Source organism: Nocardia sp. NPDC051570 (genome assembly GCF_044454005.1).
Classification (GTDB): domain Bacteria; phylum Actinomycetota; class Actinomycetes; order Mycobacteriales; family Mycobacteriaceae; genus Nocardia.
In genome coordinates, this window is the sequence record NZ_JBITDI010000012.1 from 164,505 (window position 1) to 186,823 (window position 22,319).

At 63.1% G+C, this 22,319-nt stretch carries 25 protein-coding genes and 1 pseudogene; 4 read left to right on the top strand and 22 right to left on the bottom strand.

Going from position 1 to position 22,319, the window contains the following annotated elements:
- Window positions 1-19: 19 nt before the first annotated feature.
- The 21 genes from ACIA76_RS28540 to ACIA76_RS28640 all read right to left on the bottom strand — a co-directional run bounded on the left by ACIA76_RS28540 (window position 20) and on the right by ACIA76_RS28640 (window position 15,905).
- Window positions 20-1,642, bottom strand: a complete 1,623-nt coding sequence (locus ACIA76_RS28540; RefSeq protein WP_397155952.1) for a phage tail protein — start codon at window positions 1,640-1,642, stop codon at window positions 20-22.
- Window positions 1,642-2,538, bottom strand: a complete 897-nt coding sequence (locus tag ACIA76_RS28545; protein ID WP_397155954.1) for a phage tail protein — start codon at window positions 2,536-2,538, stop codon at window positions 1,642-1,644. Before ACIA76_RS28545 ends, ACIA76_RS28540 begins: the two co-directional genes overlap by 1 nt.
- Window positions 2,535-3,851 carry a hypothetical protein gene (locus tag ACIA76_RS28550; RefSeq protein WP_397155956.1) on the bottom strand — a complete coding sequence of 439 codons (1,317 nt, stop codon included), beginning with the start codon at window positions 3,849-3,851 and terminating at the stop codon, window positions 2,535-2,537. Before ACIA76_RS28550 ends, ACIA76_RS28545 begins: the two co-directional genes overlap by 4 nt.
- A gap of 70 nt (window positions 3,852-3,921) precedes the next feature.
- Window positions 3,922-4,335, bottom strand: a complete 414-nt coding sequence (locus tag ACIA76_RS28555; protein ID WP_397155958.1) for a DUF5361 domain-containing protein — start codon at window positions 4,333-4,335, stop codon at window positions 3,922-3,924.
- Window positions 4,296-4,586 carry a hypothetical protein gene (locus ACIA76_RS28560; protein ID WP_397155959.1) on the bottom strand — a complete coding sequence of 97 codons (291 nt, stop codon included), beginning with the start codon at window positions 4,584-4,586 and terminating at the stop codon, window positions 4,296-4,298. The genes ACIA76_RS28555 and ACIA76_RS28560 overlap by 40 nt, the downstream gene beginning before the upstream one ends.
- 114 nt (window positions 4,587-4,700) lie before the next feature.
- The gene (locus tag ACIA76_RS28565) at window positions 4,701-5,294 is read right to left on the bottom strand and encodes a hypothetical protein (RefSeq protein WP_397155961.1); all 594 of its coding nucleotides are present in this window, start codon (window positions 5,292-5,294) and stop codon (window positions 4,701-4,703) included.
- A 75-nt stretch (window positions 5,295-5,369) separates the two neighbouring features.
- Entirely contained in the window at window positions 5,370-5,849 is a 480-nt protein-coding gene (locus ACIA76_RS28570; protein ID WP_397155963.1) for a hypothetical protein, read from the bottom strand.
- A gap of 15 nt (window positions 5,850-5,864) precedes the next feature.
- The gene (locus ACIA76_RS28575; RefSeq protein WP_397155965.1) at window positions 5,865-6,182 is read right to left on the bottom strand and encodes a hypothetical protein; all 318 of its coding nucleotides are present in this window, start codon (window positions 6,180-6,182) and stop codon (window positions 5,865-5,867) included.
- 602 nt (window positions 6,183-6,784) lie between these two features.
- Entirely contained in the window at window positions 6,785-7,264 is a 480-nt protein-coding gene (locus tag ACIA76_RS28580; RefSeq protein ID WP_397155967.1) for a hypothetical protein, read from the bottom strand.
- Window positions 7,261-9,279 (bottom strand): hypothetical protein, encoded by a 2,019-nt coding sequence (locus tag ACIA76_RS28585; protein ID WP_397155969.1) that lies wholly within the window; start codon window positions 9,277-9,279, stop codon window positions 7,261-7,263. The genes ACIA76_RS28580 and ACIA76_RS28585 overlap by 4 nt, the downstream gene beginning before the upstream one ends.
- Before the next feature lie 89 nt (window positions 9,280-9,368).
- Window positions 9,369-9,749: a hypothetical protein gene (locus ACIA76_RS28590; RefSeq protein WP_397155970.1), complete on the bottom strand. Its 381-nt coding sequence runs from the start codon at window positions 9,747-9,749 to the stop codon at window positions 9,369-9,371.
- Window positions 9,749-10,372, bottom strand: coding sequence for a hypothetical protein (locus ACIA76_RS28595; protein ID WP_397155972.1), 624 nt, complete (start codon window positions 10,370-10,372; stop codon window positions 9,749-9,751). Before ACIA76_RS28595 ends, ACIA76_RS28590 begins: the two co-directional genes overlap by 1 nt.
- Before the next feature lie 34 nt (window positions 10,373-10,406).
- Complete coding sequence (locus ACIA76_RS28600) at window positions 10,407-10,982, bottom strand: hypothetical protein (RefSeq protein WP_397155974.1); 576 nt, start codon at window positions 10,980-10,982, stop codon at window positions 10,407-10,409.
- 35 nt (window positions 10,983-11,017) lie between these two features.
- Entirely contained in the window at window positions 11,018-11,410 is a 393-nt protein-coding gene (locus ACIA76_RS28605; protein ID WP_397155976.1) for a hypothetical protein, read from the bottom strand.
- Between the two features lie 31 nt (window positions 11,411-11,441).
- Window positions 11,442-11,834 carry a hypothetical protein gene (locus tag ACIA76_RS28610; RefSeq protein ID WP_397155978.1) on the bottom strand — a complete coding sequence of 131 codons (393 nt, stop codon included), beginning with the start codon at window positions 11,832-11,834 and terminating at the stop codon, window positions 11,442-11,444.
- Window positions 11,834-12,100: a hypothetical protein gene (locus tag ACIA76_RS28615; RefSeq protein ID WP_397155980.1), complete on the bottom strand. Its 267-nt coding sequence runs from the start codon at window positions 12,098-12,100 to the stop codon at window positions 11,834-11,836. Before ACIA76_RS28615 ends, ACIA76_RS28610 begins: the two co-directional genes overlap by 1 nt.
- Window positions 12,097-12,930 (bottom strand): glycoside hydrolase family 25 protein, encoded by an 834-nt coding sequence (locus ACIA76_RS28620; RefSeq protein ID WP_397155982.1) that lies wholly within the window; start codon window positions 12,928-12,930, stop codon window positions 12,097-12,099. The genes ACIA76_RS28615 and ACIA76_RS28620 overlap by 4 nt, the downstream gene beginning before the upstream one ends.
- Window positions 12,931-12,960: 30 nt before the next feature.
- Window positions 12,961-13,725 (bottom strand): PE-PPE domain-containing protein, encoded by a 765-nt coding sequence (locus tag ACIA76_RS28625; protein ID WP_397155984.1) that lies wholly within the window; start codon window positions 13,723-13,725, stop codon window positions 12,961-12,963.
- Between the two features lie 873 nt (window positions 13,726-14,598).
- On the bottom strand, window positions 14,599-14,796 hold the full coding sequence (locus ACIA76_RS28630; RefSeq protein ID WP_397155986.1) for a hypothetical protein: 198 nt from the start codon (window positions 14,794-14,796) through the stop codon (window positions 14,599-14,601).
- Between the two features lie 88 nt (window positions 14,797-14,884).
- Window positions 14,885-15,604, bottom strand: coding sequence for a hypothetical protein (locus ACIA76_RS28635; protein ID WP_397155987.1), 720 nt, complete (start codon window positions 15,602-15,604; stop codon window positions 14,885-14,887).
- 88 nt (window positions 15,605-15,692) lie between these two features.
- Window positions 15,693-15,905: a helix-turn-helix domain-containing protein gene (locus ACIA76_RS28640; protein ID WP_397155989.1), complete on the bottom strand. Its 213-nt coding sequence runs from the start codon at window positions 15,903-15,905 to the stop codon at window positions 15,693-15,695.
- Between the two features lie 185 nt (window positions 15,906-16,090).
- Here ACIA76_RS28640 and ACIA76_RS28645 point away from each other — a divergent pair, with 185 nt between their 5' ends.
- Complete coding sequence (locus ACIA76_RS28645) at window positions 16,091-16,348, top strand: helix-turn-helix domain-containing protein (protein ID WP_397155991.1); 258 nt, start codon at window positions 16,091-16,093, stop codon at window positions 16,346-16,348.
- A gap of 565 nt (window positions 16,349-16,913) precedes the next feature.
- On the opposite strand, the gene ACIA76_RS28650 is transcribed toward ACIA76_RS28645, so the two are convergent.
- Window positions 16,914-17,363, bottom strand: a complete 450-nt coding sequence (locus ACIA76_RS28650; protein WP_397155993.1) for a hypothetical protein — start codon at window positions 17,361-17,363, stop codon at window positions 16,914-16,916.
- A gap of 257 nt (window positions 17,364-17,620) precedes the next feature.
- Between ACIA76_RS28650 and ACIA76_RS28655 the strand changes: the two genes are divergently transcribed.
- The 3 genes and pseudogenes from ACIA76_RS28655 to ACIA76_RS28665 all read left to right on the top strand — a co-directional run.
- Complete coding sequence (locus tag ACIA76_RS28655) at window positions 17,621-18,958, top strand: helix-turn-helix domain-containing protein (RefSeq protein WP_397155995.1); 1,338 nt, start codon at window positions 17,621-17,623, stop codon at window positions 18,956-18,958.
- Between the two features lie 38 nt (window positions 18,959-18,996).
- Entirely contained in the window at window positions 18,997-20,256 is a 1,260-nt protein-coding gene (locus ACIA76_RS28660) for a pyridoxal phosphate-dependent aminotransferase (protein ID WP_397156162.1), read from the top strand.
- Between the two features lie 385 nt (window positions 20,257-20,641).
- Window positions 20,642-21,901, top strand: a pseudogene (locus ACIA76_RS28665) (YibE/F family protein); the annotation flags it as partial.
- Window positions 21,902-22,319: the final 418 nt, after the last annotated feature.

Below are 22,319 nucleotides of genomic sequence, written 5' to 3' on the forward strand. Positions count from 1 at the left end.
TTACTCCTCCTGCGAGAGGTCAGAAGATGAGCAGATCCAGATCGGCGCCGACATCGGTGGACAGATCCTTCACCGCGCGGGCGACCCGGCCCAGCCGCTGCCAGGCCTTGACGATCGAATCCTCTTCATCGGAACCGTCGCCCACGGTGATCTGCCACCTCGCCGCGGTCTCGCGGTCGTCGGTGAAGGTCAGTTCGGTCACGTAATCGGTGAAGACCAGCTGATCCATCGCGAATCCGATCTGATCGCCGAGGCCGAAATCCTGGCCGAGGATGTAGGGCGCGTTATCTTCGACAGTGACCTTGTGACTGGTGTAGCCGCGGGTCAGGTGCAGTCCCTGGCGGGCCGCGACCAGACCGTCGAGATTGAACGCCTTATCGCTCCCGGTGATGTACAGCTCTCGGAACGCATAGGGACCGGCTTTCTTCACCCGATCCATATCCCGATACACATTCCAGGCCAGGAAGACGTCGTTGAGCTGGCCGCGATACAGCCAGCCCAGGCCGATCAGCGATAACAGCCCCTTGATCACCACCTCGATACCGGCATTCACCCAGCCGGGCGATCGGCCGCCGACGATGATGTCGGTGGCGGTCGGCTTGTGCAGCGCGACCTCCGATGCCCCGATGCCGGAGTATTCGCCCTCGAAGTACCAGACCCAGGGGAAGTTCTTGAAGGTGCCGAACTTGCCGGGCTGCCCGTAGACGGCCTCGTATTCGTGGGTCGAGTTGAAGTTCGGATACCGCACCGGGGTGGTGCCGTCATCGGCGAATTCCTCGAGCCACGAGGTGATTCCGTCGAGCAGGGTGCCGGTTCGACCCGTCACACCCGACTTGTCGACGGTATCGAGCACCACGGTCGGGCGGTCGAGGTAGAACCACTCCGGTGCGGGCTGTTCATCCTCGCCCGGAATGAAGAACCGCGCGGTCAACATCACGCCGGAATCCTCGAGCATGGGCTCGAAAAGCTTGTCCGCCATATCGAATCGGGCCGATGCCGCGCTCCAGCGGCTGGTATCGGTCTCGGCCTTCACCGGCACGACGGCGATCGGGAACAGCGCATTGCCGATCCCGCCCCAACGCGGATCGCTCTCCAGGCTCGGCGGCACCCAGCCCGGCCGCTGCAGGCGCATGAGGTTGGCCATGAGATAAGAGGTGACCAGGGTCCGCACCGGACCGAAACCGATCATATGGCGCGGGAACTGCGCGAGGATCGGTGCGAACGGCGAGGCCCAGCAGCAGATGGTCGAGATGTGATTCCAGCAGTGGATCGCCTCGATGTCGACGGTCTCCACACCGTTCTCATCGCGCACGATGGACGCCTTGGTGACGTACCCGTCCCAGCGAAAACCCCTGGTGTTCACCGTAATCGGGATGGTGGCGTTCGCACCGTCCTCGGTGTTGTTGAACAGATGATCGAAGTGCACCATGTCCCGCGGGCAGATCATCTTCAACCCGCCCGCGGCATTGCGTGGATAGGTGAATTCCAGCGACAGATAAGTGTGCTCCTCACCCACCTCCTGCATGAACTTGTCCCAGAAGCGCACCAGCACTTCGGGATTGCGCAGTCGCTCCTGTTCGTCCCGGGCGATCCCGTCCATCCGCTGCGATTCGGCATGCGGATCCCACGTCGGCGCGGCCATCAGAACGGCCTCGACGATCGCGGCGTGACCGACACGATCACACTCGACCGAGCGTTACCACCATCGACCTTCACGGTGAGATCGGTGGAACTCCACGGCGGCAGCGCCGCGAGCCAGCGCCGACCGGCCAACTGACCCCAGACATTCCTGGGTTCCGAACCATCGTCCGTGTACAGCCGCGCGGTCCGGTGCCGCGGATGAGTATCGATCCGCAACGTCTCCCCCGGCCCCAACCGGGGCGTCTGCACCGGCGGCCGAGGAGTGGCGCCACCGACCGGATCCTGAATCTCCCACTGCCCCGGACCATTCATGGTGTAGCGCGGCCAGGCCGGCTGATCGGCGGCATTGCGAGCACGAACGATGCCCTGATCGCGACCGGCGGTATTGGTCCAGACGAAGGTCTCCTCGAAGTGGTGTTCGAGGGGGTCCATGGCGGCGGCCGACATCTTGTACAGCACAACCGCGTTGCGAGCCGGGTCTACATCGCCGATCGGCTCCGGCGCGGCCTCCAGCTGTGCCCGCTGAAACCGCCAACCTTGATGCCGTGTGAAGGTGCCGACCGTGACCGGAATATCGGTCGACCAGCCCCGGAACCATGCATCATGCACGGCGTAGAAGTCCGGAATCGGGTCCACCGCACCGGTTTTCGCGCCGCCTGAGATCACTGCGACAAAGTCCCATGCCTTCTTCGAGCGCACCGAGCGAAGGAATGTCGCGCCGTCCTGACGGGCGCCCTCGGAAACGAGTAGTTGCACGGGAGCGAACATGTAGCCCGACTGTTTGGACAGCCGCACCCCCTCGCGCCCGGCGTTGGCCCCGGAGATATGCCACACACGGCCATTGACATCCCATACGACGACCTTGGTGTCATATGTTTCGAGTAGTTGCCGGCTCACCGACCGAGCCCTCCTCCGCGTTGCTGCGCCACTGTGCGGCGCCTATGGACCCGCTCCACCGCGATCGCGGCGCTCTTCGGGTCCATTCCGTTGAAGTTGTAGATATCTCCCCGTGCGGTATGTCCGCCCGGGCCATTGGCCAGATCGACCAGGCCGAAGCCGCTGCCGATTACTTCCTTCGCGGTCTGACCGGCATAGTTGGCGACCTGTTCAACCGGTTTCATGACGGCCTCCACAGCCGTCGAACCGATTGTCGAGCCCAACATTCCGCCGATGATCGGCGCCAAAGGTGCGGCCGGGCCCAACGCCGGCGCGATCGCCGCACCGATGGCGGTGCCGATCTGACCACCGGCCGCCGAGGCGGTACCGCTGATCGCACCCTTGATCCCGCCGACGAGGCCACCCTGCATCACACCGGAGATGGCGCCCTGAATTCCGGCCGACGCCAAGCCGTTTTGATCGAAACCTTGCCAACCACCTTGCCCGGCGCCGGGGGCTTGCTGAGGCGCCGCAGTGGAATCACCGAGCAGAGTCGAGCCCAGTTGGGCCCCGAGTTCCAGAAAGGAAGACCCGAGCGTCGGAGCAGGAGCGTTGCCCGACTGAATGGCCAGCGGTGCGGGTATCCGGGCGAAAGGCAAGCCAGGACCTGGTGAGTCGCCGACAGCCAGAAGTGGATTCACCCGGAATGGATCAACCAAGCTGGGCAGCGAGAAGTCGCCTCCCTGCGACAGGACCCTCGGCCGCCTATCACCTCGACCGGGAGCGAGCGGATGAGCGGGCTCGCCGGGCAGATTGGCGGCGGGACCGGCAGGTGCTCCAACGGACGGAGCGAGGTAAGGACTACCGCCCGACCCTCGTGAACCGGAGAAGCCGCGGGTATACCCCTGGCTTCTCTCGGGGTTCGACGAGAATGCACGGCCCGATGGGACCGAAGCTGTTGACTGACTGGTGGGACCGGTAGCCGCGCCGATGCCACCGAGGGCGGGGCCGATCGCTGCGCCCAGGGCGGCCCCCATGCGTCCACCGGCCTCACCGGCCGCCGCAATCATCCCGCCGCTCAACGCATTCGACAGTGAATTCAGCTGGCTCAACAGCTCGCCCTGATCGAGGGAAAGACCGGAGGCGGGCAGCAGTCCGACGAGATCCGACAATGTCCGCATCGCCGGATCTCCGGCGAGGGGGGAAGGCCCATCGAGCAGACTGCCCAGGTCGGACATGGTCCGGCCGAGCCCGCTCCCCTGGATCAGCTCTCCAAAATTCGATTCATAGTCCTGCCACGGTGGAGGGCTCAGCATTTCTTTTCGAAAAACCATGCTCTATCTCTTTCATTCATCGATCGTCGAACCCTCCGATGCCATGACGCGAGAGCCGTTGGACGCGTGGTCACTCCCAGCCGAGGAAGTCGTTCATCTCCGCCGTGCTGGCCACTGTGCCGATGCGCTCCGCCCCGCCATTGACCCCGGGGCGGGGGATAGGATCGGGACGATTCCGGCCGTACCTGGCATCGGACGTCTTCGCCCACATGAGCCAGCGCAGCGAATCCGCCATGTCGGCCAGCAACATTGGGCTCAGCTGCCACCGGTGTTCATCGGGGTATCTTGCTCGATTCGTCGCGGAATCCAGAGTCGAGCATGTGACCACGACCTTGAGATCACGCCAGTTCAACTGCTCCGTGCCCAATTGGCGCAGCCGCAGGCCGACGCCGATGAGGTCGTATTCGATAGCCTCGCTGTGCTCTTCGAGCAGAGCAGCGAGGCTCAGGATTCCCCCAGGTCCACTCCCGAATGCACACGCCATTCGTTCATGAGCTGCTGGAAGTCGGCCGGATCCATGTCATCGACCGCGGCGAGCGCGACCGGATCCAAGGTGGATTCCAGTAGCGTGCAGATCGCGTCGGTATCGTTCAATCGCCGGATCCGGCGAATCAGCCCGGGTTTCAGGTAGGCAAGCGACGGCAGTCTGATCTCGACACCGTCCACTGTCCGGACGAAATCGTCCCTTACCAGAGTAGGCTCGTATTCGAGCGAGGGAGCCTTCGGTGAAGTCATTGGGGCGCAGACCCTTTCATGTAGATGAAGATGCGCATATATGGGATGGAAAAGGCCCAGCGGTGGCGGGCGGGCCTGCGCATAGGTTGAATTCCCGCCGCCGCTGGGAGCTTGTCAGGCGCTGGTGGTGCTGAGACCGTCGTCGAGGTAGCGGTACGCCTTCACGCCGGTATCGTCCTTGAACGCCTCAATGGTGATGTTGAAGCCGGCCAGCTCCTTGGACACGAACTTCTTCTCGGTCACCTGGGAGATCTTGGCGTTCGGCAGAACGATCCGCAGCTTCTTGCTTTCGGTCTTCATGTCGAAGATCCACGAGCGTGACGGCAGAACGATGCCGTTCTCGACAACCCTGATCAGATTGCCGGACGTAGGGGTCGCCTTCGTCGGCACGGAAACATTGTCCTGACCGAACACCTCGGAGAGAACGTCCTGATCCCACACCGCGTACAGAGTCAGGCCGTACCGCACCGAATGCTCGGTCTGCAGCTGGGCGATGACGTCGGCATTCCAGTCCTTGACGGCCTCGACGCGACGTTCACCCTTGGACTCGATGCCATCCTCGGAGACGTAACCGAGTGGCTTGAACTTATCGTTGACGGTGTCGTTCACCGTGGCCGGCAGCGGAGTGCCGAGCGGGGCCACCAGGACACCACCGGTCACCGAAATCGGGGTACCGGCGCCGATCAACTTGCTGGAGGGCTTACCCATTGCTGTTCCCTTCGGGATAGTTGCGCAGGCCCGTTGGGATAGAGATGTATTCGGTTGTCTTCTCCCGCAAGGGAGTTACGCGAGGACTGTGCCTCGCACGTACAGGTCGGCGGTGATGAGATACCGCGGAGCGGCCGTCACCGGGTCGGTGACGTTCTCGACACCGACATCCTCGATGTAGTCACACCACACCGGCCCGATGTAGCCGGGAGCGATGGTGGCAAGGATGGTTCGCACCTTCCCCGCCAGTTCCGCTGCCGCACCGGCGTCGTCGTAGCATTCGAAAACCACGCGGGGCCGGTCGATGATCCGCTCCGGCCCTCGGAGCCCTTGGAAGTCCTCCTTGTCGCTGCGCAGCTTTCGATCGTTCCGAATTACGCGAACGACCCGCGACGGACGTGACTCCGGCATCCGTATGACGACCTTCGCCCCATCCGAGAGCGCAGCGAGCTGGGTCGAGAGATAGTCCGCCAAGGTCTTTTCAATATCAGGATAGACAATCTTTTCAGGCATTTTCACCTCCTTTTCAATATCGGACAGAAACCGATCTTCCAAATTCGGATACAGGTATCACCGAGCCCCGGAAGACCACTTTCTGCTGCCGTCGAGTGAGCTGACCACGGCAGGCGGTTCATCCTCAGAAATAATCATTGGATTACCCGCTGGAACGAAACGATCAGCCGGGTCCGATGCTATCTCTATCACATCTACGACCTCTATCACGTCTACGACCCACTCTTCCGTATCCGTACCGGATTCATCAGCAGGCAGGAACGAGTCGTAACGGACGAGCGCAGCACTACCATCAGCCCATTCCATGCGGACATAACCATCCTGGGCGAGTTCTCCCATTGCGCGAAGCGATAAACTGTCAATCTGAATAATCATTTCGACAATTTATCAATTCAACGACAGAACCGCCAGGACTTCGCCATCTACGTCGAAGTTGTTTTCGATTCCCGTTGAGGTGGGCGTTGCGAACCCAGTGGCATCATCCGGGCTGGTGTCGGCACGGAGCACTTCGGAGATTCGCTTCAATACACCAGCTAGCCGCGGGTGGTTACGCGCGTAGATATCAGACTCAGCACGACCATAGAAATCGAACGGTAACTATATGTCCGTGAATGTGATCAGATTGGCGGTCAAGTAAGGAGGCTCATCAGGGAGGGCGTACGTAGCAAATGTAAAGACACAGCCTCGCGTATCGCCCTCATTGTCCGACGGAATGTCGGCAAAGCACTCTGCGTACACGTCGGTCCCTCCGACCTCCCCAGGCTCCGAGCGAGGTTCTATCTGATCCAGGATTGAGCCGATCTCGTTTTCCGAAAAGTCCGATCGCAAGCGGAATTCTCCATCGAACAGTCGACGATTCGAGTTCCCATACATCGGAACGATGACCCGCACCTCAATCCCATTGTCGGCCAGATCGTACTCTTTCAGAGCCGTCAACATTTGAAGTGCAGCCTCAAAGGAATAAGAGTTTGTTACGCTTATCCTTCGGGCGACCAGTTCCCTGCAGCGCTGGAAAGCTCATGTATGACGGCGCCCGGAAATTCCATCATCGGAACTTCCAGCTCGGCAACAACTATGTCGTCAGACTCCTCGGGTTCCTCCAAGATGGCACGAGAAAGCCTCCCTTGCGGTGTGGCAACCCCGTAGAGAGATGGGATGACAGAGTCTCCAGGAAAGAATACAGGCACATTGATGCTCCGCGCCAGAAATATCGCTACCGCACCCTCTGTAGGCTGCACAGGAACCGAACCGGAGGCGTATATCCAGAACTCCCACCGGAGATCACCCTCCAGTTTGTCGATATCACATGTAACAGATGCGTGGGAATTTCGGACATCCCAATCGGTGTCCCGTGGCGCAATATCGACTTCGGATTCAGCTACTTGAAACAGTTCGGAAAGTATTCTCTGCAGAGAATCAGAGACATCACCACTGCCCGCCATTAAGGTATAGATCATTTAAAATACTCTCTATACAGTTCCCATGCCTTTAGTACAGCATCCAGATTGTCTCTGTACTGCGGAGCATTGCCGAATATCTTCTCCAAGCGTACCATGTCCCCGTTGGAGTTTATAATGTCCTGCAGCGCGCGATATTCGGTGCGACTCATTTCGATAAGCCCCGGGCCGGACATCGGATACACCCGACCGTTGGCTTCGACGCCGTAACTCCGACCATTAACCGTATAGGCGCCCGTCTTGCCATCGAATTCCGCTTTACCTTCAGCGATCTTCGCAATATCCTCACGAACGGCCTGTGCAGTCTCTGGCGGAATGACTGTATTCTTTTCATCTGCCCTACCCTTCCGCATCTGACTCATATCATGCCGACGGCGATTCGGGTACTTGAGATCCTTGCCTTTAGCTGGGCCGGGAATGTCGTCCCCACCCTTCCATGATTCTTCTTTTTTAGGCGGAGGGGAATCTTTATTCTTTTCGACTTCCGCCTCTTCGGCCTTTCTTTTCCCTGCCTCCCTTGCAGCTTGCTTTTGCCTCTCGACCTCCTCGGTGGCGGCACGCCGATCAGCCTCTTCAGCTGCTGCTTTTTTGGCCCTTTCCGCCTCTTCTGCAGCCTTTTTCTTACCTCCTCCAAAGATCCCGCCGATCATTTCGCCAGCTTTATTCCAAGCCGACTTGACACCATCTATCACAGCCTTGGCGCTGTCCGCGATTTTCTTGGCAGCCGCAGCGGCGGCGTCGGCTATCGCCTTTTTGACAGCTGCACTCTCGAGGAGACTCTTGCCCAACTTGAACAGAAGCTTGCCGCCGGCCTTGGCAAGCGCGCCAACGCCGAGCAGATCGGTAATTGCCAGAATGGCATTGATGGTGCCCATGACCCAGCGTCCGTTTTGGAAGTCGTCGATCGAGGATCGGGCGGAACCCCATACCGGGATCATGCCTTCCCAGAAGCCAGGCTGGCCGATCCCGTGTTCTTCCTCAGGTTCTTCGGATTGCGGTTGAGGATCTTCCTGATTCGTTTCAGGCGGAAGGTCGTCTTGTTCCTTCGGTTGAGGCTCAGGTTCGGATTCCGTCGGCGCGGCCGGGTCGGATGGATCTGAGTTCTCGTTCTCTGACGCGTCGGCAGTGGGCGCGGTGTCTTGTTGCTGCTCCGAATCGTCAGGCTCGGCGGGATCTGGGGCGGTGTTGTTGGTTGTCGGCCGCGAGCCCTGGTTGTCGGCGTCGCTCGGCGCCTTGGTCGAGCCTCCGCCATTCCCCGAGGTCGACGGCTTTGGCTGTTGCCCCGAGTCGCTGTGGTCTCTGGCAGGCTTGTTTTCAGCCGGGGCGTCGTCCACAGTGCCAGGAACGGGCTCCGGATAGCCGTAGCCGGTGACGTTGCCGTTCTCGTCCCGGTAGACATGTACTTCTCGGCCGTCTTCCCAGTGCGGGTGGTCGTTGTCCCAGATGACGTGATGGCCAGGAGGGTTTATGGTCTCCCGTTGTGTAGGCGGTGGCGCGCTTCCATTTTGGCCACCACCACCCGAGTCGCCCGGAGCGTTCTGATTGTTCCCGCCGGAAGTTCCACCGCCGCCACCACCCATGGAATTGCCGGAGTCCTGCTCCCATCGGTGCGGGAGCGTTTGATTGCCGCTCTCGTCCGGATAGGCTGGTTCCACATGGGAACCCGGCGGAATGTCCGACTGGATCTGCGGCATCGAGTCATCTGGTTTGCTGCCATCAGGCTTTGGTTTCTGGGGAATGACAATGTCGACGGGTTGCAGATGGGGGATTGCGTTGCTGGTCGATCGCGCTGTGGCCACCATGTCTCTGGTAGCAAAAACGCGTTCCAACCGTCTGCTGGCGCTAGCCGGTGTCATACCATTGAAGGTGTAGACGCGGCTCTCCTCAGCAGGTTTTGCAGTTTGGCGCTGGGCCGCACTGCCGGACGTCATCTGTTGGAATTGCGCTATACGATCGGCCCAGAAAGACGGCGGAGAAGGTTTCTGATCGAGCGGCTTTCGATAACTATCGGACACAACACAACCTTGAATGTTCGGGCGCCGAAGATTTCGGGCATTCATTTCCGGCGCCACTCCGAGAGCTTCGCTCGAAAGTAGGTCGGTTTCTAGGAGTAAGGATTCGCCGGTTTATCGTTCGGCACTGCGAAACCACCCCAATCGACGATCTCGTATCCTGGGTCGTAGTAGGTATTGGCCAGCTCCTCAATGAGCAGCTGCTTAACCGTCTTCCGACCCCAAACGCTCCTACCGAAGATACGGCACTCTCGCTTCGAATCCCCGTTCACCAGGTAAGGCTGGTAATACTCCGGGAAGAAAACGATCTCGAGCTGCGAATATGTCTTCCCCTGGAAATCAAGGTCTGGATAAAGATCGAAGACGTACGTCTTGGCGTCAGCACGCGCAAGCCGGGCATACCGGAAAGGCTCCGGCATCCACTTCACCAGGAGAGTTTCATCCTTCTTCAGGCTGATTTCACGCTGGACCATTACGAGCTCTCTTTCGTCTGCTCATGTCGTGCGTGCTCGATACGCTCACGCAACTGATCGACCACCCCCGCATACGCCTCGGTCTTCGTCGCCGCGTCGAACGACAACCCCCGCGGATGCACCGCGACCCACCGCCCGTCGTCGGTCTGGGTGACCTTGATGTCTTCCAGGTCGTAGAAGGATTCCGGGTCCGGGGACGGCCAGTGGCCGTTCTCGTCCTTGGTGATGTGTAGGCCGGTGTCGAAGGCGCCGGGTTGGCCGCCGGGGGTGGGGGCCCAGCGGATCTCCTCGAGTTCGGGGTGCATGCGGAGGCCTCGTTTGAAGAGGTATTCCGCTACGCGGGTGGCCTGTTTGAGGCCGGTTACCGTGGGCTCGGCCGTTTTCAGGGCATCGCGGCTGTGCCATTCGGGGAGGTGGATTACCGACAGTTCCTCGGCGAGGGCCTTCACCTCGGGGGTGGCGGCGTCCAATTCCTTCGAGGGGGCCAGTTTTCCGGTCAGGGTCTGCTGGATGAAGGCCAGGAATTCGGGGGTGACCAGCTGGCCGGTGTCGGTTTTCATGTAGTTCGAGGGGGACGGGTGGTCGCCGAAACTGACCGAGTCGATGATTTCCTTGCCGGACATGATGTTTGGGTTCGTCTCCAGATGAGGGGATTGGTCAGGCGGCGGGCGGGGGCACCACGGTGTCGGTGCAGCGCAGATACGTCCAGCCCGAGGGCGTGTAGGCGACACCCAGGTTGGTGCCGCCCGTGGTCGCGGCGCGATCCGGACCGGTCGCGGTGACCGAAACCTGGTGGATCTCCGTCACTTTCGCCGCGTCGTAACGGGCGTACAGCTCCACCTTGCCCTCGTCATCGATCTGCCGAACCTTGTCGATGGCAATGAAACCCGGGAGGTAGAAGTCGGTGCGGTCGATCTGACCCACCACCGCCGTGGTGCGCTCGCCCGTCATGGATTTAGCGGGTGCCACGACGTAATACAGGTACAGCCAGGTGCCATCCAGGAAGTAGACCTTGCCCAGGTCGACATACGGCTCCCCGCCGTTCGGCGGTGGGATTCGCGAATTCTTCACGGTGACGAGGGTGACCTCGTTCAGTTTCTGGTCGTCGTAGCGGATATACAGCTCGACCTTGCCGTGATCATTGATCTGTCGGAGCGGGTCGATTCGGAGAAATCCCGGGATCAGGAACTGTCCTGCGCTCGGGACGGTCAGTACGACTGCCTTGTCGGCCATCGCCATGCCTTTCGTGTCGAGGTGCGGTCAGCGACTCACGGCTTCCAGGTCGGGTCGTCCTTCTGCAGCGCCGTCACCAAATCGCCGATGAAGCCCGGGTTGGGAAAGGGCTGGGGCTGGGGCTGGGGCTGGCTCGGATCTCCGAAGAGCATCTGCTGGGTCGGGGTCAAGCCGCCATCGGAGTATTGCTGCACGATCAGACCCGCGCGATAAAGCTCGGATGCGAACTTCTTGGCGTAGACGTCGGTCGGCGTTCCGGATCCACTGCCGCGATCGTCGCGCTCGATCGTCGTCCTCAGGTTGAACACCAGGCTCCGAAGTGCCATCGCCATCCCCGATCCGGGCGAGTTCTCCCACGCGGACTTTCCGGCAGAGATCGTTTCGGCACGAGCCAGAAACGCCCTGGCATTGGCAAGCTTGTCGGTCATCGTCGATCTCCTCATCGTCCTTGGTTTGTCGTCATGCGATGTCGTGGTCCTGTTCGACCTCGGCCATCAGCTCGCGCGACATATGCAATTCGGGAATCCGCCCCTGCTGTGCGGCCTCTATCACGCCACGCAGTACCCCTAACGCCTCGCGGAAAAGCCCTGTGACCCGGTCCAATTCGCGGATCGAGGCCTCCTGCAACGCTTCGACGGCGTCCAGGCGCTGGGTGACCACGCGTAGTTCCTGCGAGACGCGGGCCAGCGTGGCCAAGGCCATATCGTTGACGTCCTTGGCGGCGGTGACCTCGTGCCGGAGCTTTTCCATCGGAACGCGTTTTCGATCGCGTAACCAGGTGAAGAAGGCGGTCGCGCCCGAGCCGCCGACGAAGGTGGCCGCACCTAAGGCGACGGTTTCGGCTAACGGCATCAGGCGGCCTCGTGCGGGTGTGCGATGGCGGTGACGAGTTCGGCGCCCGCGTCGACCGCGGCCTCGATGAGCGGTTCGTTCTTGACGATCCACACGTTGACGCTGCGCAGTACCTCCAGGACCGTCAGTGCTGCGGCGCCGAAACCGGCCAACTCGGCGGGGGCGTAATGGAACAGAAGGGCTGCTGCCGCAACGACATTGATCAGACCGCCGATGACGGAGACCACGGTCTTCGCATTGCGCGCGACCAGCTCACGGGGGCTCACGCCGCGGATCCTGTTCCACCCGCACAGATCTCGCCCGACAGTTTCGCCAGGGCGTCCACCAGCGTGAGGTGTCGACCGTCGGTGTCCTGGCCGAGCTGCGGCCAGCCCTGGCCGTCGGGACCGAGCAGCTGGTCCCAGATCTCGGTGACCTTGCGGTAGAGGTCGGACTGCTGCGCCTCGTCGAGCGCCATGAGAACTCCTTCGGTTGCGGGGGTGGGATGCCCGAGCAGGCGGCGCAGATCGTCGAGGCTGCCGCGGAACGCGTCGGCGTCGACGTGGTGGCCGGCCACCAGGGCGCTGTCGGTGAACTGCAGAATGTCGACGGTCTTGCCGCCGAAGCCGTTCCAGAACCGCGAGTCGTCGCCCGGGTAGAGCTCGGAGGCGTAACCGACGCCGGAAACGTAGCTGGATTGGATGAGGCCGGGCACCTGCGACAGATCGGGACTGCCGATCCGCTGCCAGTACCAGCGCGGGATATAGGACAGATCGACCTGCCGGCCGCGGGCGTTCATCGCCCGGACGAAAGCCCAAAAGGTCGACAGATCACCGGAATTCTCCTCGAAGTCGACCATCGAGGGTGCGTCGCCGAGATGTTCGAGGAACAGATCCGCCTGCGCCTGCACATCACAGTCGGCGCGCAGATAGTGATAGCCCGCCAGCAGCAGGCCGTTGGCCCGCGCGGCGTCGCGATAACGCGGCCAGGTGCGGTCCACGAAGTAATCGCCCTCGGTGACCTTCGCGAAGACGAACGAAAAGCCTTCGCGGGCAACCTGTGCCAGATCGATATCGGGGCCGTTGTTATTGGATATGTCGATGCCGAAGACGGTCACGAAGGGATTCCTCGAGGTCGGGCACGGCGATCAGCCGTGAACGTTGATAATTGCGGCGAGGCGGGCGCAGTAGCCGTTGTCGATATATCCGGTGGTATGAGTGCCTCCGACGAGGTATCCCTCCATCAGAGTCGCGGCGCGGGACCACTGCTCCCAGGCGTGGGCCGGATGCCGCCACCATTCGATTCGATTGGGCTGCCACCGATTTCGGCGCAGCCGGTCCGCGAGGTCGGCGGACCAGCCGCCCAGCTCGGCGAAGCCGAACGCCGAAATCCCGTCGGCCAGACCGCGTAGCGGTGAATCGGCGGGACAGGAGGTGATGCCGTCCACGGGGGCGGCCACCTCCCAGGTGAAGATGTCATCGGGCCAGGCGCCGCGCTGCCCGTTGATGCCGAATCCGATGGGATCGGGATCGATCGAATCGCCTTCTAGCCGTAGAGGATTGGCGATATTGGCGGCCCATACGAGCTCGCAGTCGTCGAAGGCACCACGCGCCTTCGCCTCCAGGAAGCGGGTGACCACCTGCGCACCGAGGCTGTAGCCGAGCAGCCCGACCTTGTCGGGGACCCGGCGGATGGCCGCGGCCAATGCCGCGACCCCGGCCTCGATGGACTGCCGCTCCGAGCAGCCGTCGGTCGCTCGGAGCGGATTGACCGGACCGATACTCGCCGGATAGTCGACATCTCCGCCGAGGGCGTACTTGCCCGGATCGAGCCGCTGCGTCACCGCGGTGAGCAGATTGGCGCTCCCACCCAGTGGTTCTCCGGTGCCGCGGCAGGTCAGGACGGTGATCATCGGATCTCCCTTCGAGTCACAGGCCGAGGATTCGCAGGATCACGGGCAGGACGACCGGGGCGACCCGGTAGGCCAGCTCGATCAGGTCGAGGGCGAGGGCGAGCATCTGTTCACCTCCTTTCAGGAGCTATGGGGGCGGCCCCACCCGCGTGAACGGGGTGCGGGTGGGGCCGCCCGTGCGCCCCGGCTTCCGGTGGCCTGCAACCGCTTTCGAGGGTGAGAAGGGCGGGAGGCGCGGCCGGGCGGGGCGGGTCGGGAAAGTCGTGTGCCCTGCCCCCGACCGCTCGGGCCGGGGGCAGGGCAATGGCGCCTCCACCGCTCTACACCGTCTGCGACCGCTGGCTATGGGGCGACGGGAACGAGGGAGGCGAGTTTGCGGCGCGCTCTACCCGGCCCGATAAACAAGGGGGTAAAGGGTTTTCATCGGGGGCGTGCCGCAGTCTGTGGTGCTTGTTGTCATGGTTGGTTCGGCGCGAGGAATCCGGAACCATCCGGCCCGCCGTGATCAGAGCCTGAGCGACACCCTTTCGGGTCAATCTCCGACGGCTCGTAGCCTAACACCATGTGCTGTGACAGAACGCGAGTAAGTGTTGAACAGCGCAGGTAGAAGGCCATTTTCGGGATAACGGCGGACTGCCGTGCGATCGCCGGTGTGCGGTGGCGAGAAGCTCGCAGGCACGAGCGGCGCAGTTCGGGAGGTCTTGCTGAGCGGATTGGCGCAAAATGCGCTGTGCGGGATGCCGTTTCGAGTGAGTCTCGAATCGCAGGCACAACTGTGGCGCTGCACATAGCTTCACGTAAGCGAAACGATTTGTCAAACCCCCTGTCGAAGATTTCTTGAAACTGACTGGTAGACAGCATTTTTGGTGACCGCTACCACCGTCTGGAGGAGTCGGGAACGACGTGCCCCGCGGCGATCAGAACATCGAAGGCGGCGCTCTTGTGCCCGCAGGAATCGACCGCGCATTCGCGATGGATGCGCATGAGCTCGTGGGCCGCCTCGACGGCCGGAGGCGTTCTCGGCGCGGCATGTGCGGCCATATCGAACAGCTGAGTCAGGGTGTAAGGCATGGGAATTGCTCCGGATACGGATCAGGCCGGCGAGTTCGTGGAACTCGTCGGCCTGGTGGGGGTGAATGGGGACGTGAGCGCGGCCGGATCAACCTGCGCGTCGGATTTCGATTCCGACCGTCTTCTTCGGAGGTGCGGAATCCTTGGCGGCAGTGCGCCGTCGGCGTAGCGGGTGGATCAGATGCGCGTCGAGCACCTCGCCCACCGCATACTGTTCGGGCCAGTCCGGCGCCCATGGGCCGGGTGCGGCGGCGATCCGTCCCGCCTCACGCAGGGTCTGGATGCGCCGCACCGTGAGACCGCGGTACTGCGCGCCCAGTTCCTTCGCCAATGTGGCGATTCCGGACGCATTCAATCGGCTGCGGCGGGCGAGCGCGAGCGCGGCGGTATCGAGTTCGATGACGGTCGCCGGGGGACACACGATCCGGGTCGCGGCCTCGACCACCGCCCGGATCTCGCCGGGCGCGTCCTCGACGCCCGGAGTCATGGCCAGGGCGATCAGATTTCGGTCCAGCCAGCGGGCCAGCCCGCCGGTGGAGGTCGGGCCGTCGTAATCCAGGCCGCGATGTTCGCAGACCAGCCGGACCCAGCCCACGAGCGCGGTATGTAGCCGATCCGAGGCCTCGGACGCCACCGGATTGAACGGCAGCGGCTGGGTGTCCGAATGCTGCCACCGTTGTTCCCGGGTGCCCAGGCGCGCCCGGCGGGTCACCGAATCGAGTAGATCCGTTGCCAGGTCCGGGATCTCGCGCAGTAGTTCGGCCAGTTCACGCACGGCGGCGCCATCGATGTAGAGCTGATCGCTCACTGGACCACCACCGCGGCACTCGCCGTGGACCCGAGCAGCACAAGCTTCCCCACTTCGCTGTTCGGGGTCCACGGCTTCGATGAACGATTCATGCGACCGCACCCCGTCGGCAGCATGCCGGAAACTCGCCACCGGCCGCGCAGCCCATCAAATCCGCCGGACTGCGGTCCAGTGCCAAGGCGAGACGCCCGAGTTCGGTCAGCCGCAGCGTCGCGGATGCGGCCAGCCGCTCGCTCAGGGCCGCCTCCGAGAGTCCGGTGCGTCGAGCCAGCTCGGGCAAATCCACCCCGGCCGCACTCATGGCACCTTCGACCCTGAAGGCGATGCATCTCTCTTCTAGTTCCATACGGAATACTTTAAGGTCCGTATGGACCTTCGGCAAGTCCATACGGACCGGCGGCCATGTCGACACGCGGAACTGGCGTCTCTGCGCCAACACGCCGAATGTGTTTGCAAGAACGCCGTTCGGACTTCACAATGGTCCGTATGGAATTGCGGGACATGGACGACGAGATCAATCGCGCGGTCGGCAGCGAGCTGCGGGCCGCGCGCGCCCGGCGTGGCCTCACCCGGCCGCAGCTGGCGGCGGCGTCGGGCTTGGCGGTGAGCACGATTCAGCGCTTCGAGGGCGGTGAGCGCTCGCCGGACATGCTTCAGCTACATGCCCTGTGCAATGCTCTCGGCATCTCGCCGCAGGAGATCGTCGCCAAGACGATCGAGATCATCGAACGACACCGGGAATAGCTCCCGCGGATCCCGCCCCAATTCCCACGCCGCTCGGATCAGATCGCTGACCGTGGCCGTGCCCAGCTGTATCCGGCGCACGATCTCACCGCCCAACCCCGCCCCGACCACAGTCAGTGCTTCACCGTCCAGCAGCGTGGCGAACCACGCCGCCCATCCACTCGCCTCCATGCGGCTTTAATCCCCTCTGAATTCCAAGACCCACAACGGATCCCATGACCTCCCGGCCACACAGGGCCGAATTTCCCGTCGCCGGGGAGCTGCGCCGGCCGGAAAACGAAGTTAGGACGCCCACCCCGCGAACAGCAGCTCCCGTTCGCCTGTGCGACCCGTTGGGGGTGACAGTCCGCCTCGCGCTATCCCATACCTTCCATCCGTCCGTTATGCCCAGCCGCGCAATTCATTTCGGACATATCCGACGGCCGGAGTATACACAGTCAAACGGGGTTTTCATCAGATACTCACGTGGACAACACATCCCGGACCGATGAACACAAGACCCCCGTATCCGGGTCCGCCCCGTCGACTGCCAAGGGAGGCGGACCCGGGCCCGGGGAGCGAGGACTCAGACCTCGCTACCGCCCCCGACCGCCAGCGCCGTCGTGATGACCACCGATAGGGGTGGGAGTTTGTTGTCCCGACTCGGCGGAACGACCCAGTGGCACCCTTCCCGGGTCCATCGGCCGAGTCCGGTCGGCAACATCACGGCGCTACCGAGGGCGGGGATGCCGATATCCAGCCGATTCAAAACGTCGAGAACCTGTGTGCCCGGTCGACTGTCGGGCACCACCAGGAAGCTCCACCGAATCTGACGCGCCAGCATGGGACCGGCCATCCCCTGTTCGGACAGGGAGTTTCGAACACGTTCGGCGCGCATCGTGGGTAGATGTACGACGCCGATGCGGCCGGTGATCGGCAGCATGACGAAGCCACCGCGTTCGGTGACCGGCAGCCCGAATTCGTGCCGGTAGAACGCTACCCAATCCTCGACGGTCCTGAGTTTCTCCACGTTCACGGCGAACTCCCTCGATCCTCTCTCAGGATCGCGCCCGCCGACCCCGCTCCGAAACGCCCGGCAGCCCTCCTAGCGCTGCCCTTACGCTGCCTTTGATCTCCGCACCTGCAAAGTCGCTGATACCAGCTCGGTTTCGGCTGTGGCCATGATCACCATGCGCTCGTACCCTGGATTATGGAGTAGGTTGCGGAAGGGATGACATCGTGGTCCGGCAGTGGTCAGGGAAAGAAGCCCGTGCCCTCCGCGATGCGAAGCGGATGAGTATCCGGGAGTTCGCCGCACATCTCGGTGTGCACGAGCGCCTGGTCTCGAAATGGGAAGCTGGTGGCGCCCGGGTGCATCCCCGCCCGGTGAATCAGGCCGCCCTCGATACATCTCTTGCCAGGTCCGACGATGTTGTGCGGGCACGGTTCGCGGCGTTGATCGATCATCCCCTTATCGATCGGCCCGCACCTGAATTCGATGTGCGCGGTGAAAGCTCCGCGCACACCCAGTATTCGAGCGACGCGGAACTTTTGGCACTCGTAGACGCCGGTGCGATGAGAGGTGATGCGTTAGCAGCGATTTCGGAGAGGGATCTGATCATGGCGGCTGCCCACGAAGCAAGCGAGCACGCCGGCCGGGCCGAGGCCACCAATGTCGGTGCGTCCACGCTGGAGCAACTCGACGCTGACGTCACGCGCATCGCAAACGATTACGTCCACGTGCCGCCGGTGCCGATGATGGTGGAGATGCTACGGGTCCGGCGGCGGGTGTACCGACTGCTCGAGGGTCACCAAAGACCCTCGGACACAGGCCATTTGTACCTGCTGGCCGGTACCCTTTCGGGCCTGCTGGCCAATGCCAGCACCGATCTCGGCTATCACGACGCCGCCGGCGAACAGGCAAGGTCCTCTTGGGCTTACGCGGAGCTGTGCGGGCACAACGGATTACGGGCCTGGACACGCGGTATGCAGGCGCTGATCGAGTACAAATCCGAACGCCCGCGCCGCGGGGTGCTGCTGGCCCAGAACGGACAGCAGTACGCCGAATCGGCCACGGCACGGGTACGGCTGCACAACATCGAGGCCCGCATCTGGTCGAAGCTGGGTAGCGTCAGCGACACCCAGCGATGCATCAGCGCCGCGGATTCCGCCCGGGAGAGCAGCGCCACCGATTCGCTGCACGATGAGGTCGGCGGAGTATTCGGCTTCAACGAACCCAAGAGCCAGTACTACGCCGGGGCCACCTATATCCACCTCGACCAGGCCGAGCCCGCGCTGGAGGCGACCCAGCGCGCGATCGATCTCTATGCCAGCGGTCCGGAGGAGCAACGCTCCTACGGTGCCGAATCGCTGGCACGGGTCGACAACGCGGCCGCACATCTCATCAACGGCAGCCTCGACGGCGCCACCGAGGCGCTGCGGCCCGTGCTGGAGCTGGCCGAGGACAAACGGATCGCACAGTTGGAGGAGCGCCTGACGAAACTGCGGCGCCGCATCGCGGCACCGCCGTACCGGGATGCGGTCGAGGCTCGCCACCTCGACGAACGCATCGAGGAGTTCTGCGGGGTGACGGCCGCCGTGCGGATGATTCCGGTACATCTGTCCGCATAGGGGCCGGGCCGGATAAGGGCTTGCCGACCAGTGGCACCATGGGACGGGTGAGCCCTACCAGCCAGTCACCTCATCTACCGCCGCGCGTCCTGGAGCAGTCCACCAAGCTCCAGAACGTCGTCTACGAGATCCGAGGTCCGGTACACGCCCATGCGGCGCGGCTGGAGGGCGAGGGCCATCGCATCCTCAAGCTGAACATCGGCAATCCGGCCCCGTTCGGATTCGAGGCGCCGGACGTGATCATGCGGGACATGATCGCGGCGCTGCCGTATGCGCAGGGCTACTCCGAATCCAAGGGCATCCTGTCCGCGCGCCGGGCCATCGTCACTCGCTACGAACTGGTGCCGGGCTTCCCGGAATTCGACGTCGACGACGTGTATCTGGGTAACGGCGTCTCCGAGCTGATCACCATCACCATGCAGGCACTGCTGAACAACGGCGACGAGGTGCTCATCCCCGCCCCGGACTATCCGCTGTGGACGGCCATGACCAGCCTCGCGGGCGGCACGCCGGTGCATTATCTCTGCGACGAATCCAACGACTGGCAGCCCGATATCGCCGATATCGAGTCCAAGATCACCGACCGGACCAAGGCACTGTTGGTCATCAACCCGAACAATCCGACCGGCGCGGTGTATTCGGCCGAGGTGTTGACGCAACTGGTGGCCCTGGCGCGCAAGCATCGGCTGTTGCTGCTGGCCGACGAGATCTACGACAAGATCCTCTACGACGATGCCGAGCACATCTCGCTGGCGACGCTCGCACCTGATCTGCTGTGCCTGACCTTCAACGGATTGTCCAAGGCCTACCGGGTCGCCGGATATCGCTCGGGATGGCTGGTGATCACCGGGCCGAAGGAGCATGCGGCCGGATTCCTCGAGGGTATCGACCTGCTGGCCTCGTCGCGATTGTGCCCGAATGTGCCTGCGCAGCATGCGATTCAGGTGGCGCTCGGAGGTCATCAGAGCATCGATGATCTGGTGCTGCCGGGCGGCAGGCTACTCGAGCAGCGCGATGTGGCCTGGGAGCGGCTGAACCTGATCCCTGGTGTGTCGTGCGTGCGGCCCCGGGGTGCGCTGTATGCCTTCCCGCGCCTGGATCCCGAGGTGCACGAGATCCACGACGATTCCAAGCTGGTCCTGGATCTGTTGCTGCAGGAGAAGATCCTGATGGTGCAGGGCACCGGGTTCAACTGGCCGTATCACGATCATCTGCGGATCGTGACGCTGCCGTGGGCGCGCGATCTGGCGGTCGCGATCGAGCGGTTCGGCAACTTCCTGGCCAGCTATCGGCAGTGACGATCCGGCGATAGGGACTGCGGGTCTAAACAAACTCCGAGTTCGAAAAACCGAGGTTTTTGAAGACTTAGCTAGCGCAAAGATCGGCCGTTTGTGTACAGTAGTCCATGGCACTTCAAGGTGCCCGGCCGAGCCGCCTACCCCCTGGGCCGCTCGGCTTTGGATTCGACCGCCTACCCCCCTGGGCCGTCGGGTCCCTGGGCGGCGGAGACATCCCCCTGCTCTCCGCCGCCCCCTCCCGCCTCTCAGCTGCGAATTCCTCGAAACCCCTCGCGCCGAACCACTTTCGGCACCGGTGCCGGATCGCGGCCCTCGTCCAGAGATCTTGAAAATCAAATCCGTTAAGCTCGCTTCGGTCAGGTACGCAATGGACAGGTAGGGACCGGTGAGCGACCACCATCACCACCACCATCACTCGGGGCCGATCGCCATCGGCGCCACCGCGGCTCGCGTGGTGGTCGGGCTACTCGCCGGCATCGGCGTGCTCGTCGTCATCGCCGCGATCTGGCTGTGGCCGAGTCATCAGCACATCGCCATTCCGCTGCCGATGCAGAACGGTGGCGGCGGTGCGGTGCAGACCGAGGCCGGCACGGTGGATATGCAGGACATCGGACCGTGCGGCAGCCAGTCCAACGGCAAGGTCTTCGACGACACTCCCCTACCGCCGCCGGCCAATTCCTATACCTGCCAACGCAGTATGGTCGCCATCGGCTCCGGCCCGCATCAGGGCAAGCACACACTGCTCGAAATCGCGCCCGGCCCAGGACAACCCGATCTGCACGCCGGTGACAAGATCCGGCTCGTGCGGCAGAACGATCCGAGCGGCACACCGGTCTATTCCTTCGACGACTATTCGCGCGGCTGGCCGCTGGCGTTGATCGGACTCGCGTTCACGGTCGTGATCGTCGCGGTGGCGCGCTGGCGTGGATTGCGCGCGGTCCTCGGGCTGGTATTCGCCTTCGGCGTGCTGGTGGTGTTCATGCTGCCCGCCATCCTGGACGGAAAGCCCGCGCTGCCAGTGGCTTTGGTTGCGGGGGCGATGATCCTCTATGCCGTGTTGTATCTGGCGCACGGGGTGAATCTGCGGACCAGTTCGGCGCTGCTGGGCACATTGAGCGCGATGGTGCTGGCGGCGGTGCTGTCGCTGCTGACGCTGAAGCTCACGCATGTCACCGGGTTGTCGCAGGAGGACAACACCAACGTCGCCACCTATATCCAGCACGTCAGCATCACCGGATTGCTGTTGGCGGGGTTCATCATCGGCTCGCTCGGCGTGCTCAACGACGTCACCATCACACAGGCCTCCGCCGCCTTCGAAATGGCCGCACTGGACGAGGAGGCCTCGCGCCGTGAGGTTTTCGCCGCGGCCATGCGCGTGGGCCGCGACCACATCGCCAGCACCGTCTACACCCTGGTGCTGGCCTATGCGGGCGGCGCACTGCCGCTGCTGCTGATGTTCTCCGTGGCGGGCCGCTCGATCCGCGACGTACTGACCGGCGATGCGGTCGCGATCGAGATCACCCGCTCGGCCGTGGGCGGTATCTGCCTGGCCCTGTCGGTGCCGCTGACGACGGCGATCGCGGTGCTGCTGGCCCGGCCGTTCTCCCTGCGCACCGAGCCCGCCGCGCCGGTGCGCCGCCGGGCGGGCGGGCGCGCACACCGGCACGACGATGAGGACGAGCACGAATCCGGCTCGCCGAGAAGGCGTTTCGCCACCAGGTCACGGGTCGACGACGATGACGACGAGCGGTATCCGGACGACGATTACGAAGATTTCGAGGATTACCGAAGCCCCAGCCGGACAGCCGGATTCGCCTCGCGGCAGGCCGGGCGAATTCCACAGGGCGGCTATGCCTCCGGGCAGACGCATGAGACCGAACCGCCCCGGCAATACGGCGAGAGCCGACCCCAAGCGGGCTACTCGGCGGCGGCCGGATATCGGGGCGAGGAAACCGCGTACGACAGTGAGCAATTCGACGGCTTCACGGATCCGGGCCAGGGTGGCCATCATGCCCGGCACGGGGACTATGACAGCGACCCGCGGGGCTCCTATGCCCAACCGG